The following is a 16,265-nucleotide window of genomic DNA, read 5'->3' as shown; positions in this document are numbered from 1 at the left end:
GCAATGAGCCTGCTATTTCTCCGTAAGGATATTATTGAAGTACTTCTGGAGCACGCCATTTATCTTGTCCTTGGTCAGGGGCTTGCTCAGGAAGTCGGATACGCACAACTGCTGGGCGCGGGCCGCATCGGCCGGGTGCAGCGAGGTGGTGAGCATCACAATGACGATGGCCTTTTGCTGGGCCAGCGGCAGCTGCTGGTAGGCTTGCAGAAACTCGAAGCCGTTCATCACGGGCATGTTCACGTCCAGCAGAATCAGGGCGGGGCAGGCGCCGTCGGGGGAGGGCTGGCAGTGGTGCTGCAACATATCGAAGGCTTCTTGCCCGTTCAGTGCCACGATCAGCTGCTCCGTCACGGCGAGGCCTTCCAGCAGGCGCTGATTGAGGAAGTTGTTAACCGGGTCGTCGTCGACTAACAAAATGCAGGGTAGTTTTCCCACGATAAGCGAAGGTAAGTAGTTCGTTCAGATAGTAGAGCTTTCCTGGTGTTTCTGAGATGATCGGAAAGCCATTTGGTGGTGAGTGGGACAGGGGCTAAGCAGCGGGCAGCCAACCGCTACATTCTGTTTTAAATTTAGGGGCGAGCGCCGCCGCTGAACCTCCCTACACAATCAGGAGTATACGCGCAGAAAGGATTCAAGTGCATGCCGCTGGCCGGATACGGCCGGCAACAACGCCGTAGTCCGAAGCTAGGCTCTTCTGCGCCAAATACCCGAAGGCGCTATTGCTGAATAGGTTATTAAGGAAAATAACGGCGGAAGATGCAGCGAAGGAATACGACATAAGGTGGCTGCTCACCAAGGAGACCTTCAAAGAAAACAATAAAGTACCAAATTAAGACACTTCGGCGGCGCACCTGCAACCTTGCGGTCTGCTCGGGCGCTTTCCGCTACCTTTACCCGCATAGCTGTATCTAACCTCCTGCCGCGAATGATCCGGACTGTTATTTTCGATATGGATGGTGTTGTTATCGACACCGAACCCATTCACCGCAACGCTTTCTTCACTCACTTCGGTGAGCTAGGTATTAACGTTCCCGACGAGATGTACGCCACGTTTCTCGGCTCTTCGACCCGCAACATGTACCAGCGCATCAAGAAGGCGTTTGGGCTCAGCGAAGAAGTAGAGGACCTGATGAACCGCAAGCGCGAGCTATTCAACAAGCAGTTCGATGAGGATACGAGCCTCGACCTGCTGCCCGGCGTGCGCCGGCTGATTGAAGATCTGCACCAGCAAGGCGTGCAGCTCCTGCTCGCTTCTTCGGCCTCGAAAGCAACGATTGCCCGCGTGTTCAAGCGCTTTGAGCTGTACCCGTACTTTTCGCACCTGATTAGCGGTGAAGACTTTACGGAGTCGAAGCCCAATCCGGAAATCTTCAACCACGCTGTGGCGCTTTCACAAACGCCCCGAAACGAGTGCATCATCATCGAGGACTCGACCAACGGCATTGCCGCGGCTAAAGCGGCGGGCGTTTACTGCATCGGTTACGCCAGCGAGCATTCGGTTCTGCAAGACCTAGGTTTGGCCGATCAGGTGATTCATCATTTTGACGAGCTGAACGCCGAGAAGATCAAAGCCATTACGCCGCAGTAATGGTTGAATGAACGAGTAATGACTTAGCCCAAGTGGCGGAGCCCTGCTATGCGAAATGCAGGGCTTTTTTATGGGATGGATAAAGAAGCCAGAAAGCTCTTTTAACTGCTTGTGAATTAGCTTAACAAACAGTAGGACAGGAATATATAAATAAATTGTTGATATTATTCAGAGGATAGAGCGTAGGTTTAGAAGCCTTCTGTGCACTACTACCTAGGTGCATGTCCGTTCCTTCCCAAAAGCGTCTGACTCGTTTGGTTCTGTTCTTTCACCATACCACAATCATGATTACATCTACTCCCATAAGCCATCCTGCGGCTTCAACTAAAGGCAGATTAACTGCCGCCCTGAGCACAGGATTAGTGCTCCTCGCATTAGCCGCTACGCCAGCGCAGGCCCAAGTTCCGGTGGTAACGAGCGTTATGCCCACCCGCAACGCCGTAGCTGCCCCGCGTACCACGCCGGTAGCTGCTACCTTCAGCGAACCACTGAACAACAGCACCGCTACGCAAAACGCGCTGAAAGTATTCAGCTTACAAGCAGGCGGGCAAAAGGCTGGTACGACCACTATCAACGGTAATTCATTGACGTTCAAACCAACCACGAGTTTTAAACCAGGTGAAATCGTATCGTCTACCATAGCCCGGACCGTGCAAAACACCAGCGGGCAGAACCTGGCTCAGGGGCAAGTCTTTCAGTTTACGACGGCGACCATGCCTAGCAGCGGCCTGTTCGCCGGTGGCTCCGAATTAACACAGTACGGCGGCGTAGACATAAAGACGGGCGACTTAGACAACGACGGCGACCTCGACTTGATTAGTGCCAGCGGAGGCGTTTATCTCAACACTGGCAACGGCACTTTTGTGACGAGCGGTACTAGTGTTGGGGGTAATAGTGTGGCAATAGGGGACTTAGATGCTGACGGTGACCTCGACTATGTAGTAGGCATTCTCCTCACCGATGGCTTGTTCGTCGGGTTAAATAACGGGAATGGTACTTTCACAGTCAGGCAGGTTATCGGAGCCGGCGGCTATTTTGTGAATGTACTGCTTGTTGATATCGACGCTGATGGGGACCTCGATGTTTTGGCTGGAGGTGCCGAAGGAAGTGAAGTACACCAAGCCCTCAACAATGGCAATGGTAACTTTAGTCGGGGCTCCGGCATCGTTGTAGGTGTAAGGCTTACGGTGGCTCCTGCTGTGGGCGACCTAGACAACGATGGCGACCTAGATGTTGTGGCTACGGCTAGCTATGAGAGCAAGGCTCGAGTGGTGCTGAACAACGGAAATGGAGGCTTCAGTGGTGGCTCAGAAGTAGCCGTAGGTACGGGACCATCGGCCATTGCCCTAGCCGATATTGACGGCGACGGCGACCTGGACCTGCTCACGGCTAATAGCCGTACCGTGAGCGTACGGGTGAACAATGGCAGCGGCGTCTTCTCCGGCACCCAAGAAGTAGCTGCTGGCGGCTCTCCCCGCAACGTGACCACCGGCGATGTAGATGGTGATGGCGACCTGGACTTTGTAGCTGCTAATGTCAGCAACAACACCATAAGCGTATGCCTGAATAATGGCACAGGCACCTTCACAAGCAGCCAGCAAATTGCCGTTGGCACTAGCCCTTACGCCATAGGGCTAGGTGACCTGGATGGCAACGGCACGCTGGATCTGGCCAGTGTCAACAATAACCCGAATAGTGGTTCAGTAAGCGTGCGCCTAAACACCCAGGTGCTAGCATCGGCATCGGGGCAAAAACTACAGGCGCTGAGCTTATATCCAAACCCGGCGCACACGAGCGTACGCCTGCAACTGCCCAGCGGATACACGAGTCAAGGCTTGCAGGTAAGCATTATGAATGCCCTGGGCCAAGTGGTGCTAGCGCAACTGCTGCGCGCCACCGGAACAACGACTGAGCTAACGTTGCCGAGCTTAGCACCGGGTTTGTACACCTTGCAACTGAACACCAGCCAAGGCAACCTAGCTTCGCGTTTGTTAGTGGAATAACAAACCATGACCTAACATACAGATGCCGGTCCACGAAACTAGCTCGTGGGCCGGCATCTGTATGTTACAAAATAATCGTGCGCACCGAGCCGTGGCCGACCGCGTTGGTGAAGATATCGTCGTGGATGAGATTGGGCGAAGGAGCGGCCGGTGCGCTGGCTTTGTTCAGGCCGGCGTTGCCGGTGGCCGACTTGGCAGAGCTAGGTTTGGCCGGCCGGCGAATCAGCGTCTGGTAAGAGCCGGCCGAGAGGTACACGTCCCGGTCGGTATTTTCCAGCGTATTACCCTCGATGATGGTACCGAGCACGGCCGGAATCCCTTCATCCATAAATGGTTGCGGGCCCGGATGCCACTCGTGGTAGGCAAACAGGCCATTGGGGTAATTGGCATCTACCACCGTCTGTACATTGGGCGTGCGGGCAACGAGCGTGTTGTCGCGCATCACAAAGTCGAGCACGGCAATGCCGAAGGTCTTGGCCTGCGCGTGCAGCACCGCGTGCACCCCGATGAAGCCGCCGTTGCTGGGGTCGTTGGCTACGTTCACAGTGTTGCGGATCACCTCGTTGTTCCAATGCGGGTTGAACTCCAGCTTTTCTTCCCCCTGCTGAATAGGCGTAAAATCGATAGCGCCGTTGTTAGTCAGTCGGTTATCAATGAGGGCTACCTGATTGACCGCGCCCTGATACAAGGTGATGCCGCGGCGGTTGCCCTCCAGCGTGTTGCCCTGCACCAGCCAGTTGTGCGCCGTCCAGTTGAAGATGCTGTAGCGGCTGGTGGCGTCAGGAGCTAGGTCCCAGGCGCGGTCTACGGTCAGCTCGGTGCCGGTGCGGCTCTTGATGAAGCGCCATTGTCCCGCGCCGCGCCCATACACGATGGACACCACCTGATGCGGCGGAAACGCAGACTTCCAGTTCTTACTACGGTCTTGCAAGGTAGTCGCCGTGCCGCCGGTGGCCGTGCCCGTGTCCTGCTCCTGGCGCTGAGTACCAATCCCTTCGCTGATGATGGTTTCGCCGTCGTTGATGTTGACGGTGGGCCAGTTCTTCACCTTAAACGTGTTGTTGAGCACCGCCACGTTGCGCGTGAAGTTCATAATCAGCACGTGGTTCACAACCTGAAGCGGCTGGTTGTTGCGCTCCGTCGGGTACTTGATGCCGCCGAGCCGGTACACCGTGTTGTTCTCAAACACGCCGCCGTCGGCACTATTGATGTTGATGCCATCTACGGCGTAGGTCGTGGTGTTGCCGCGCACCACCCAGTGCTTGGTGCCGTCGAGGCGCAAGGGACCGTGAATGCCCGCCGCGAAGTTGATGCCCTGCGTGAATTCGTTGTTGATAATAGCCAGCTTCTGGTGCTCGGCCATTTCCAGCCACGCCGATTCGTTCAGGGTAAAGCGGCAGCCTTTGATAAAAAATTCCACGCCCTTGCCCAGCATGTTGTTGTACGGATTGGTGACGCTGGGCGTGCTTTGGTTTTCGTAGGTGAGGTTGCAGAGGCCGCCGCGCCGGCAGGTGCCATACAGGTCGGCGGGGCTGTCGGTCAGCAGAAACGTCCAGGATTGCTGCTTGGGGTTCGGGCTGGTGTTGCCGTGCACCACTAGCTTGGTTTGGTTCTTCCCGTCGCCCATCAGCACCACGCCCGACAGCAGATGCAGCCCGTAGCCCGTGAAGCTCAGCTTGTAGGTGCCCGCCGGCAGGCGCACGATGCCGCCCCCCATCTTCCAGACTTTCTGAATAGAGTCGTTGATGGCGTCGAGGTCGTTGGCGGTGCCGTTGCCCAAGGTGGGTTTGTCGGGGTTGGTTCTGGCGTTGTAGATGGTGGTTTTGTACTTGCCCGGCGCCCACCCGACCCCTAAGTGGAAGTAGTCGACGCCCGCCGGCAACGTCTTTACGGTTTGCTCGACTCTGGTTTCGGCATCGCTGCCGCCCAGCCCGTTGCTTACGTAGAGCACATACTCGGCGCCGTGGGCCAGGCCAGCCGGCGTGTGGCACACCAGCTTGCGGTCGTCGCTGCCTACGCTGTTTACCTGCCCTAGCAGACTTTTGCCGCCGCTTTTGGGCTCAAAGCGCACCCTGGTTTTGCCAGGTATCAGTTGTAGGTTCTGCCCAAAAATCCGTAGGTACTCGCCCGGCACAATTTCCGGCGAATCCAGAAACAAGCCCCTGGCCCGGTTCACGTACACCGGCGGGCTCTTCTGCTCATTCTCCTGCACGTACAGCCGGTACAGTTCCGGCCCGGTTCCGGCTGGCGCTTCCACCAACACGCTGCCTGCGCCCTGCGCCTGAGTTTTGCCATCGGCGCTCTGGATAGGGGCTAGCTTTTGAAAGCCGCCGCTGCCCTTTGCCAGGTACACCTCGGCCGTAGGGCCGAAGCTGCCTTGCAGACTAATGGCCTCGCCCGGTTGGGCCGACGGCGTGCAGTTGAAAATAACACATTCGGTAACCGGCGCTGCTGCTACAGCAGCCTCTTCCGACGTAGCTGCCGAGCAGTTTGTTGATAGCAAGCTCGTCGCTATTCCCGCTGAAGTACCAAGCCAACCCCTGGCCGAAACAGCGGGAGTAGTAGGGACAGTAAGTGCAGGAGCGGCTGACGTAGGCAGGAGCGAGGGCATGAGGCGCGGATTGTCTCGGGAAAGAGGGCGAAAGCCGGGCGCTGCTCTTTACCCAAAAAGCAGCGCTTTGGCTGACCTAGGTCTTGGCGGGAAGCCTGACTAGCTCGTCCAACGAAAGTAAAGGAGAATTTGGTACGAGTTGGCCGAAAACCAGAAAAGCCGCTTCGAGCGGCTGATTGGCTTGGGATTTCCGTATGTGGAAGCAGCTGCTTGGGTAAAGGCGCTCACGCTTGCGCGTTAAGCCAAGCAGACGCCGCAGCAACGTCGTCGAATAAGGCGACCCTAGGTTGCGAGCAATGCTGGACGGCTAGCTCCATCGACTTACGAATAGCGGCGTCAGAGGAGCCGATCCAGGCGTAGTAGCGGACGCCTTGGCGGGCGATGATGCTAAAAAAATGCTGACTGACCCAATCGGCAACTTCCTCCCAGTCGCTGTCGACTTGGCTGCTGTCGTCCAGAACCTTGTCGCATGGCATCCGGGACAGGCACTGACGCATGGCCGCGCAGCCCGCCAGCACCGACACCACGTCGTGCTGGCCCTTCCATTCGGCGTGCAGGAGCTGGCTGGATTCATCGACAGAGAGTACGAGAGATGGCGTGTCAACTACTACAAATACTTGTGGATAAGGCATTTTTGTGAAGAGCAAACGAGGTGAGAATGGGAGAGCGGGATCAGCAGGAAGCGTTAGTTGAGCAGCGACCCTTGCATTCGGCTACAGACAACATAATCGCACGTTAGATCAGCTTTGTCACGCCTAACGCTGCACATTGTTCGTGAGTAAGCCTGCTTGCCAGCCGACCAGCGTACACAACTAGCACAAGAGCATAGGGGAGCGTACACCATAGGCGTATCAGGTTGATCTTACTTCCCAAATCTACTTCGAAGTAAATTGGATTCACTCCCATATAACACGGGAAATTAGTGCGTTAACTACGCAAAAATTGTTTTTAACCGATATGCAGCTGCCTACCGGCGCCTTTACCAAATACTGTTCAGCTCAGAACTGGGATTATGAAAGGAACTTAGGTAGGACTTTTATTAGAGAATTTGAATTTATCCGATATGCTGCTCTGGAATATTGCTGAACGTAACGTAATGGTTTACAAGAGGTTTTTAGTTATTAAACGGAAGAATATAACTTTTATAATATATGGCGCTGTTTTTGAAAAGCTGCTCCCACACCTTATTAGTTATGTCCGTTACAGAAACTCAACTAACGACTTGTTTGCAGGAATTCGATGTGCGTCACGCCGGCCTCCTGCTAGCTGAATGGGTTCAGCAGTACTACTTTGCGCTCAAGCTTACGGCCGCGCAACAGGCTCAGCTCCAAAACTACTGCTACCAGATCATTGAGCGCCATTCGGGGCTGGATCTGGAGGCGCTGCTGGAAGAAGCCACGGTGTGCTTGCACCGGGTGCGCAATCCGGCGGGAGCGGAAGCCAGAGAAGTGGTCTTGCTGGCAAAAGCCAATAGCTAGCTTCTCCAAAGTTGCGAGCTGCCCCAGGTGACGCACCGCGCTCGGCAGCTCCGGAGTGCTTCACCTATTCCGCAAGCAAAAAGCCCCAACCAACGGGCTGAGGCTTCTTGCTTGAAAATTCAGGAAATGCGGCGGACCTAAGGTTGTCTCAACCCTGAAATCCGCTGAAATTTAGCTTGTTGGTCCGCTGTCTACCTTCGCCTCGATGGTCGTTTGCACGGCCGTCGACACCGCCGACAGCAGATCATAGCCCGTGGCTGCTTCAATGGCGTTTACCGTGGTGCGGTAGTTTCCCCACGAAGAGCTGACGCTGTTGTTGTTGGGCGTATTAATAGCAATAACGCGGGTGCTGCTCGTTACGCGGCTCGCGTCGCCGGTGCCCACCGGCAACACCACCACCACTTTCCAGCAGTTAGACGGCACCGTCACACGACCATTATCAATGGTGCTCACGGTGCCGTTGGAGCCGGTTCCACCTTTGCCGTAGCTCCCGCAGATGATGTAGAGCTCATTGCCGGCATTCACCAGCGTGCGGCAGTAGTTTTCGAGCCCGGCCCAGGTCTGCTGGTTGTTATTGGGGGCTTGCGGCATCATATTGCTCATCAGGAAGGTAGCCGAGTTGTCGGCCACCGAGCCGGTACGGTCGGCGGAGGGACAGTTGTGGCCACGGTCGAAGCCCGAGCCGCTGTAGCTGGTGCTGCCCACCCGATACCAGCCCGAGGGCAGCGTGTTATCAGCCGCGAAGTTATCCTGCCGCGCCGTGCTACCAAGCCAGGCGCTGCTCAGGTGCCAGCTCACCCAGTTGGGCTTGCCCTGGTCGCGGTGGTAGCTCATCGTGTACTGCGTTTTGGTGAGCAGGTAGTTGCTGTAGTTGGTGGTGCTGGCCGTGGCACCGCTAGGGTTGCCCATAGCCAGGTTGCCGTCGCGCGTTGCCGTGGCGTCTTGCAGCTGAGAGGTTGCCGAAACGGCACTGTTTGGCGCTACTACATCGTCGTGCGAGCAGGAAACGGCCAGGGAACCTAGCATGGCTAGGGTCAGGAGACGGTAAAAAGTTTGTTTCATAGCGAGGGTTGGGGAAGGATGATGGTGAAAGCGCCCGCAAAGTTGCGACTTGCCTGGCAAGGGTAAGTTACCGGAATATTATCATTAACAAAGTTTTGTCCTATTTAATATAGGTAATACGCTATGTTCGGTGAAGCTGAAAAACGTGCTTGGCTGCTCAGTTTGGCAAATACCTCCTACCTTTTACCCGCCGGGCAGAAGGCCTAAAAAGTTTCGGTACGTTGCCCGCAAGCTAGGTCCGTACCACAGTGCACGCGCTGTTACGCCAGGCACTTTCCCTTTGCATTTATTCCGATGCTCATCCGTATTCCCTTGCTCACCAAGCTAGCCGCAGCCTGCCTGTTGCTGGCTCCTTGCGCCAACGCTCAGACTTCGGCGCCGCCGACCTCTTCTTTATCGGAAGTGTGGGTGCCGGACCTAGGTAATGGCACTTACAAAAACCCGGTGCTCTACGCCGACTATTCCGACCCCGACGCCATCCGCGTAGGCGACGATTTCTACCTGACTTCCTCCAGTTTCAACTGCGCACCCGGCTTGCAGATTCTGCACTCCAAAGACCTGGTGAACTGGTCGATTATCGGGACGGTGTTCAGGCAGCAACCGCCCATTGCGCGCTACCAGGAGCCGCAGCATGGCAATGGGGTGTGGGCGCCGGCCATTCGCTACCACAACAAGAAGTTCTACATCTACTATCCCGACCCCGACCTAGGTATCTTCGTGACGACGGCCACGAACCCGGCCGGGCCGTGGTCAGCGCCCGTTTGTGTTAAAGAAGCGAAAGGCTGGATTGACCCGTGCCCTTTGTGGGATGAAGACGGCAAGGCGTACCTGGTGCACGGCTTTGCCGGTTCGCGGGCGGGCATCAAAACCATTCTGGCGGTAAGCCCAATGAGTGCAGATGGGCTACAGCTAATCGGCGACGATGCACTGGTGTTCGACGGCCACGCGCAGCACCCAACGCTGGAAGGCCCCAAGTTTTATAAGCGCAACGGCTATTACTACATCTTCGCGCCGGCCGGCGGCGTAACGCCTGGTTGGCAAGCGGTGATGCGCTCCAGAAACGTGTTCGGCCCCTACGAAGACCGCATTGTGATGGACCAGGGCAAGACGCCCGTCAACGGGCCGCACCAGGGCGCCTGGGTCGATACCAACACGGGCGAGGACTGGTTTATGCACTTCCAGGATCAGGGGCCGTACGGCCGGGTGGTGCACCTGCAACCCATGACGTGGAAAAACGACTGGCCCGTTATCGGTGAAGACCCGGATGGCGACGGCAAAGGCCAGCCGGTGCTCACGTATCGCAAGCCCAAAATCAAAGGCAAAGCCCAGCCGCTCGCCACGCCGCCCACTTCCGACGAATTCAGCACCAACGACCTAGGTTTGCAATGGCAGTGGCACGCCAATCCGCAGGATTATTGGGCCTATCTGAACGGGCCGCAGGGATACTTGCGCTTATACTCGGTGATGTTGCCGGAAGGCTTCAGGAACTTCTGGCAAGTGCCTAACCTGCTGATGCAGAAGCTGCCAGCCGATGTCTTTACCACGACTACGAAGCTCACGTTTACACCCAGAATAGAGGGCGAGAAAGTGGGCCTGATCATCATGGGAATGGATTATGCGTATCTCTCGCTCACCAACCAGAACGGCAAACTGCAACTCAGCCAAACGGTGTGCAAGAACGCCGACAAGCTAGCCCCCGAAACGACTGCCGCTGCCGTTGAGGTGCCCGCCGCACAGGCCGGGCAGCCCATCTACCTGCGCGTAGCCGTAAAGCAGGGCGCCAAATGCCAGTTCAGCTATAGCTTTGATGGGCAGCGCTTTCAGGACCTAGGTACTGAGTTTCAGGCCCGCGAAGGCCGCTGGATTGGGGCCAAAATGGGGCTATTCTGCACTCGCACCGTCAAATTCAACGACGCCGGCAGCGCGGATGTTGACTGGTTCCGTGTCGAGTAGAAGTGCGAACCTAGGTCTGGTCAATCAATGTGAGGCCGCTTCTTCTGACTGCCGGGAGGAAGCGGCCTGTTTGTTTTCAACTACCAGTTGCTTCGTGGGTAAAGGGTAAATGCAATTATATCTATCTAATTTGCCAAATTGAATAGTTGAGTCTAAAGGCGCAAAGAGCCTGATTCTGCCGTGAAGCGTGGAAGAGGTGCTGCTGGTATTGTTTCCGGAAACGTTGCCGGGAACGTTTGCATAAATATTCCTTTCGTTGGTCTTCCTTTCCAGAAGCAAGCCCTTTAACATTAAGCAGCCTAATGTATGGCTCAGATAATGAGTCGATAAAAGCCGCATTAGAAGTCTGCAAAAACTGCCCCCGCAGCACGCTTCCTACTTCAGGCGAGCCATTGACCGAGCTACGCAGCAGGTCCTGCTATTGCTTTGGCACGACAGCATTCCCTCTCAGTTTACCACGCCGCACTATTCATTTCTCACCTTTAATACCACACTACATGAAGAAGCATTTACTGTTGGTTTGGCTGCTGCTTAGCACGGTGCTGGCCGCGCTGGCGCAGGAGCGACGCATTGAGGGAACGGTGACCTCGACGGAAAAAGGGGAGGCCTTGCCCGGCGTCACGGTGGTCGTGAAGGGCACAACCATCGGGGCCACTACTGACGCCGATGGCAAGTTCAGCATCGGTGTGCCGGGTAACAGCGACGTGACGCTGCGCGTGAGCTACGTGGGCTTCACCGCGAAAGACGTGGCGGTGGGCAGCCGCAGCACCGTGACGGTGCAGCTCAGCCCCGATACGAAAGCGCTGGAGGAGGTCGTTGTTATTGGCTATCAGCAGGTAAACCGCCGCGACGTGACGGGTTCGGTTTCCTCCGTCAGTGCCCAGCAGATCAAGGACGTGCCCGTCAACTCGGCGGCGGAAGCCCTGACCGGCCGCCTAGCCGGTGTGCAGGTGACTTCGTCGGAAGGTACGCCCGGCAACCAGAACGTGCAGATTCGGGTGCGCGGCGGCGGCTCCATCACGCAGGATAACTCGCCCTTATATGTTGTTGATGGCGTGCAGGTTGAAAATGCACTGAATGTGATTTCGCCCCAGGATATTGCCTCCGTTGACGTGTTGAAGGACGCGGCGGCTACCGCCATCTACGGGGCGCGGGGTGCCAACGGCGTTGTGATCATCACGACGAAAACCGGGCGTGAGGGCCGCACGGTCATCACCTACAACGGCTTTGCCGGCCTGCGCCAGCTCAGCCGCAAGCTAGACCTGATGCAGCCCGCCGACTTCGTTGATTATCAGTATGAGCGGGCGTTATCGGCGAACACGCTGCCTTCGTACAAGACGTTCTTTGGCAGCACCAACTTCACCGGCGACACGCTGCAACGGGCCCGCAGCCAGCCCTTTCTGGATTGGCAGGATAAAGTATTCGGCCGCGATGCTTTCCAGCAAACGCACAACCTGTCGATTGCCGGTGGCGCCAAAAACATGACGTACTCGCTGAGCCTGACCCGCAACGGTGAGCAAGGCATTCAGCTAGGTTCCGACTTTACCCGCAACCTGGTTAACCTGCGTCTGGAGAATAAGGTCAGCGACAAGTTCAGCTTCGGCCTGAACGTGCGCTTCAACGATCAGGTGCAGAATGGCCTAGGTACTTCCTCGACCCTTTCCAATACGACGTCGCGCCTGCGCAACGCCGTGATTTACTTGCCGTTGGCTGTTGACTTGCCCGGCGCTCTGGACCCGAACGTGTTCGATGAGGCCTTCTCCACGACGGCCTCACTCATCAACCCGGTAGTTGCCATTCAGAACGACTATCGGCGCGATAAGCGGCGCAACCTGAACCTAGGTGGCAACATTGCCTTCAGCTTCACCAAGGACCTGGTTTTCCGCTCGACGGTCGGTTTCGACATGACGAACTCGATGGTGGAAACCTTCGCGGGGCGCTACTCGCCGGCTATCCGGCAGCCGGGCGGCGGCTTCAATACCCAGCCATACGCCGCCATTGCGTCGGGTCAGCTGACAACCGTGAACCAATCTAACGTGCTGACTTACAGCTTGAAGAAGAAAAAACATTCGCTTGATGCGCTGCTGGGGCAGGAGATTTATACGCAGGTAAATACGACCCAGAACATTCAGGTCAACTTCCTGCCGCTGAACATCACGGCGGAGCGGGCCATTGCCAACATCAACCAAGGCGTGCTGCCCTCAACCACCTCGGTGCAGCCCAACCCGACTAGCGGCCGGCCCGTGGATTCGCGCCTGCTCTCGGGCTTTACGCGCCTGAATTATTCCTTCGATGATAAATACCTGATTACGGGTACGTTGCGAGCTGATGGTTCTTCCAAGTTCCGGGCGGGGCAGCGGGTAGGCTACTTCCCGGCGGCCTCGGTGGCGTGGCGGATTTCGCGCGAAGAATTCATGAAATCGGTGACGCCGGTTTCGGATTTGAAGCTGCGCCTAAGCTACGGTCTGGCCGGCAATAATCGTATTAATGACTTCTTATACAATCAGTTATTCCAGGTTGGCGGCGGGCAATACGCGCTGAATGAAACGGTGGTGCTAGGTACTACCGCTACCGGCCTGCCGAACACCAATCTGAAGTGGGAAACCACGGTGTCGCGCAATGTGGGCCTAGATCTGAGCCTGTTCAACAACCGCGTGCAGTTCACTGCCGACGTGTACAAGAACACCACCCGCGACCTGCTCGTGAGCGTGCCAATTCCGCCGGTGGCCGGCTACACGAGCCAGCTGCAAAACATCGGCTCAACCTCTAATCGTGGCGTAGAGCTGCAACTCAGCGGCTCTATCCTGCAAGGCGGCAACTTCACTTGGACCGCTACCGCCAACACCTCCCTGAACCGGGGCCGCATCGAAAGCCTAGGTCCGATTACCAACATTCCCGGCATTTCCTCGGGCTGGGCCAGCACGGCTATTGCCACCGACTACCTGGCCCGCGTGGGCGACCCGGTGGGTCTGATGTACGGCTACGTGACCGATGGTTGGTACACCGTCGACGACTTTGAAGGCTACAATGCCACCACCAGAACCTGGACACTGCGCTCGGGCGTGGCCAGCGACGTGGCCGTGCAGGGCCAAACTGTGGCACCGGGCATTGTGAAGCTCAAAGACCTGGACGGAAACGGAGTGGTGAATGACCTCGACCGCACCGTTATCGGCAACGCCAACCCCAAGCTAACGGGCGGCCTAAACCAGCAGTTTACCTATAAAGGTTTCGACGCCAGCATCTTCGTCAACTTTGTGGTGGGCAACGATATCTACAACGCCAACAAGCTAGAGTTTACGTCGGCTGTTTCGCCCTTCACCAATATGTTGGGCGTGATGCAGGACCGCTACCGTACCATCGACGCCAACGGCGCCTTGATTACGAACCCGGAAACCTCGCGGCAAGTCAACCAGAACGCCAAAATATGGCAGCCGACCCGCCAGCTTTTTGTGCACTCTTGGGCCATTGAAGACGGCTCCTTTCTGCGCCTGAACAACATCACCCTAGGTTACTCGCTGCCCAAAACGCTGATTCAGCGCATCAAGCTCACGCAGCTGCGCTTCTACGTGACGGCCAATAACCTGTACACCTTCACCAAGTACTCGGGCTACGACCCGGAGGTGAACACCCGCCGCAACTCGCCGCTCACGCCGGGCATGGACTTCGCCGGCTATCCGCGCAGCCGCGTGCTGCTGGTTGGTCTTAACCTCTCTCTGTAATGTCTCAACCTACTCAGCGTCAGAAGATGAAAGCTTTTCTATTCCGTTCGACCATTGCGGCCGCTACCGTGCTGACGGGGCTGTTGGGCACCACCGCCTGCAAGGATTACTTAGAAATCGACCCCGTGGCGTATTCAACCACGGAGGTGGCTTTTCTGGACGTGGCCGGGGCCACCAGCGCCGTAATCGGGGCGTATGATATGCTCTCGGGCGACACCGGCTACGGCACCCGCCTGAACCTGTATTATCCGTACGACTCCGACGAGATGCAGGCCATTCCGGGGCAGGCCTTCAATGCCGGCAACCTAGGTATTGCCCGCTACGCGGCGCTGCCCGTGAACAATGAAATCACGAACCCGTTCAATAATCTCTACCAAGGCATTGAGCGGGCCAATATCTGCATCCAGCAGATCCCGAAAATGGCGGTGTACACCACCGGCACGGCTGCCGATACGGCCGCGCTGCACCGCCTCTACGGCGAGGCACTGACGCTGCGGGCGCAGTATCTGTTTGAGGCCATCCGGAACTGGGGCGACGTACCCGCGCCGTTCATTCCGGCCGTCGACAACCCCGACCTGAAGCTGCCGAATGCCGACCGCAACGCCACCTACGATAAGCTGATTGCCGACCTGCTGGAAGCCGAGAAGCTGGTGCCGTGGCGCACTGCTGCGGGTGCCGCCAATGAGCGCATTACCAAAGGCGCCGTGAAGGCACTGCGGGCCAGGCTGGCGATGTACCGGGGCGGTTATGCGCTGTATGGTTTGGAAATGAAGCGGCAGCCCGACTACCTTGATTACTACCGGATTGCTCGCCAGGAATGCCTCGATCTGATGAACAAGCGCGGCGAGCACACGCTCAATCCTAGCTTTGAGAACCTGTGGATGACGGTCAATCAGCTGAAGTTTGACCCTGCCCACGAAATTATTTTTGAGGTAGCCGAAGGCGCCTCCAGCGCCGCCTCCGACAGCAAGCTAGGCTACTACAACGGTCCGCGCCAGAACGCTGCCACGACGTTCGGCAGCTCGACCGGCTCTATTGGCGCGCTGCCCACCTACTTCTATGCCTTCGACTCGCTGGACCTGCGCCGCGACATTACCGTGACGCTATACACCGTGGAAAGCAACAACCAGCAGCGCGGCGTGGCCCTGACTGCTGCCACCGACGGCAAATTTCGCCGGCACTGGCGCACGCCCGCGCTGGCCGGTACCGGCAACTACCTGGGCTACAACTGGCCCCTGATCCGCTTCGCGGATGTGCTGCTGATGTTTGCTGAAGCCGATAATGAGTTGAACGGACCTACGGCCGCCGCGTTGGCCGCCGTGCAGGAAGTGCGCGACCGGGGCTACGGTGCCAATGCCTCCAAAGTAGCCAAGCTGACGCTGCCGGGCAGCAAAGCCGCTATGTTTGACCTCATTGCCAACGAGCGGTTCTTGGAGCTAGGTGGCGAGGGCATCCGCAAGTACGACCTCATCCGCTGGAACCTACTCAGCACCAAGCTGGCCGAAGCCAAAACCAACCTCACGGCCCTGAAAAACGGCACCGGCCGCTACGCCAACGTGCCCCTCACCGAATACTACCGCGTGACGAACGGCGCGGTGCAGTATGCGCGCTCCTTCTTCCGGCCGGCACCCGCCACCGCGCCCACCGGCACCACGGCCGTGCAATGGCGCGCAGCCATAACGGACGCCCTCATCGCCAACCTAGCTTCGGAGTACAAGCCGGGCGCGGGCAAGGAGCTATTCCCGTATCCGCAAGGCACCATCGACACCGACCCGAATGTGAAGCAGAACGCGGGGTATTAGCGTCATGCCTCATCTGGCGTCCGCTGGTCGAGGCATCTCTACTGCT

Annotated in this window: 10 protein-coding genes; 6 read left to right on the top strand and 4 right to left on the bottom strand. The window is 57.2% G+C overall.

Annotated features, from left to right (window positions below):
* Nucleotides 1-12: 12 nt before the first annotated feature.
* Nucleotides 13-438, bottom strand: coding sequence for a response regulator (locus IEX74_RS14035; protein WP_188814645.1), 426 nt, complete (start codon nucleotides 436-438; stop codon nucleotides 13-15).
* Nucleotides 439-928: 490 nt separating this feature from the next.
* Between IEX74_RS14035 and IEX74_RS14030 the strand changes: the two genes are divergently transcribed.
* Both IEX74_RS14030 and IEX74_RS14025 read left to right on the top strand, forming a co-directional pair.
* On the top strand, nucleotides 929-1,591 hold the full coding sequence (locus IEX74_RS14030; RefSeq protein WP_188814644.1) for an HAD family hydrolase: 663 nt from the start codon (nucleotides 929-931) through the stop codon (nucleotides 1,589-1,591).
* Between the two features lie 284 nt (nucleotides 1,592-1,875).
* Nucleotides 1,876-3,594: an FG-GAP-like repeat-containing protein gene (locus IEX74_RS14025; RefSeq protein ID WP_229755300.1), complete on the top strand. Its 1,719-nt coding sequence runs from the start codon at nucleotides 1,876-1,878 to the stop codon at nucleotides 3,592-3,594.
* 64 nt (nucleotides 3,595-3,658) lie between these two features.
* On the opposite strand, the gene IEX74_RS14020 is transcribed toward IEX74_RS14025, so the two are convergent.
* Both IEX74_RS14020 and IEX74_RS14015 read right to left on the bottom strand, forming a co-directional pair.
* A complete protein-coding gene (locus tag IEX74_RS14020) occupies nucleotides 3,659-6,205 on the bottom strand; it encodes a right-handed parallel beta-helix repeat-containing protein (protein WP_229755299.1) in 2,547 nt (848 codons plus the stop codon).
* Nucleotides 6,206-6,429: 224 nt separating this feature from the next.
* Nucleotides 6,430-6,837 carry a hypothetical protein gene (locus IEX74_RS14015; protein WP_188814641.1) on the bottom strand — a complete coding sequence of 136 codons (408 nt, stop codon included), beginning with the start codon at nucleotides 6,835-6,837 and terminating at the stop codon, nucleotides 6,430-6,432.
* 561 nt (nucleotides 6,838-7,398) lie between these two features.
* Here IEX74_RS14015 and IEX74_RS14010 point away from each other — a divergent pair.
* Nucleotides 7,399-7,683 carry a hypothetical protein gene (locus IEX74_RS14010; protein ID WP_188814640.1) on the top strand — a complete coding sequence of 95 codons (285 nt, stop codon included), beginning with the start codon at nucleotides 7,399-7,401 and terminating at the stop codon, nucleotides 7,681-7,683.
* 171 nt (nucleotides 7,684-7,854) lie between these two features.
* Here the strand turns inward: IEX74_RS14010 and IEX74_RS14005 are convergent, their stop codons facing one another.
* A complete protein-coding gene (locus IEX74_RS14005; RefSeq protein ID WP_188814639.1) occupies nucleotides 7,855-8,745 on the bottom strand; it encodes a DNA/RNA non-specific endonuclease in 891 nt (296 codons plus the stop codon).
* 294 nt (nucleotides 8,746-9,039) lie between these two features.
* Between IEX74_RS14005 and IEX74_RS14000 the strand changes: the two genes are divergently transcribed.
* From IEX74_RS14000 to IEX74_RS13990, 3 genes are all read left to right on the top strand, one after another.
* Nucleotides 9,040-10,698, top strand: coding sequence for a glycoside hydrolase family 43 protein (locus IEX74_RS14000; RefSeq protein WP_188814638.1), 1,659 nt, complete (start codon nucleotides 9,040-9,042; stop codon nucleotides 10,696-10,698).
* 497 nt (nucleotides 10,699-11,195) lie between these two features.
* Nucleotides 11,196-14,417 (top strand): SusC/RagA family TonB-linked outer membrane protein, encoded by a 3,222-nt coding sequence (locus IEX74_RS13995; RefSeq protein ID WP_188814637.1) that lies wholly within the window; start codon nucleotides 11,196-11,198, stop codon nucleotides 14,415-14,417.
* The gene (locus tag IEX74_RS13990; protein ID WP_229755298.1) at nucleotides 14,417-16,219 is read left to right on the top strand and encodes a RagB/SusD family nutrient uptake outer membrane protein; all 1,803 of its coding nucleotides are present in this window, start codon (nucleotides 14,417-14,419) and stop codon (nucleotides 16,217-16,219) included. Before IEX74_RS13995 ends, IEX74_RS13990 begins: the two co-directional genes overlap by 1 nt.
* Nucleotides 16,220-16,265: the final 46 nt, after the last annotated feature.

This window comes from Hymenobacter cavernae (assembly GCF_014641455.1).
Classification (GTDB): Bacteria; Bacteroidota; Bacteroidia; order Cytophagales; family Hymenobacteraceae; genus Hymenobacter; species Hymenobacter cavernae.
Note: the sequence above shows the minus strand (reverse complement) of the source record. Positions and strands in the feature narration are given on the sequence as shown.

Coding starts and splice junctions, on each gene's coding strand:
- IEX74_RS14005 (WP_188814639.1), bottom strand. CDS start 8,745: ATGAAACAAACTTTTTACCGTCTCCTGACCCTAGCCATGCTAGGTTCC.
- IEX74_RS14000 (WP_188814638.1), top strand. CDS start 9,040: ATGCTCATCCGTATTCCCTTGCTCACCAAGCTAGCCGCAGCCTGCCTG.
- IEX74_RS14030 (WP_188814644.1), top strand. CDS start 929: ATGATCCGGACTGTTATTTTCGATATGGATGGTGTTGTTATCGACACC.
- IEX74_RS14025 (WP_229755300.1), top strand. CDS start 1,876: ATGATTACATCTACTCCCATAAGCCATCCTGCGGCTTCAACTAAAGGC.
- IEX74_RS14015 (WP_188814641.1), bottom strand. CDS start 6,837: ATGCCTTATCCACAAGTATTTGTAGTAGTTGACACGCCATCTCTCGTA.
- IEX74_RS14010 (WP_188814640.1), top strand. CDS start 7,399: ATGTCCGTTACAGAAACTCAACTAACGACTTGTTTGCAGGAATTCGAT.
- IEX74_RS13995 (WP_188814637.1), top strand. CDS start 11,196: ATGAAGAAGCATTTACTGTTGGTTTGGCTGCTGCTTAGCACGGTGCTG.
- IEX74_RS13990 (WP_229755298.1), top strand. CDS start 14,417: ATGTCTCAACCTACTCAGCGTCAGAAGATGAAAGCTTTTCTATTCCGT.
- IEX74_RS14020 (WP_229755299.1), bottom strand. CDS start 6,205: ATGCCCTCGCTCCTGCCTACGTCAGCCGCTCCTGCACTTACTGTCCCT.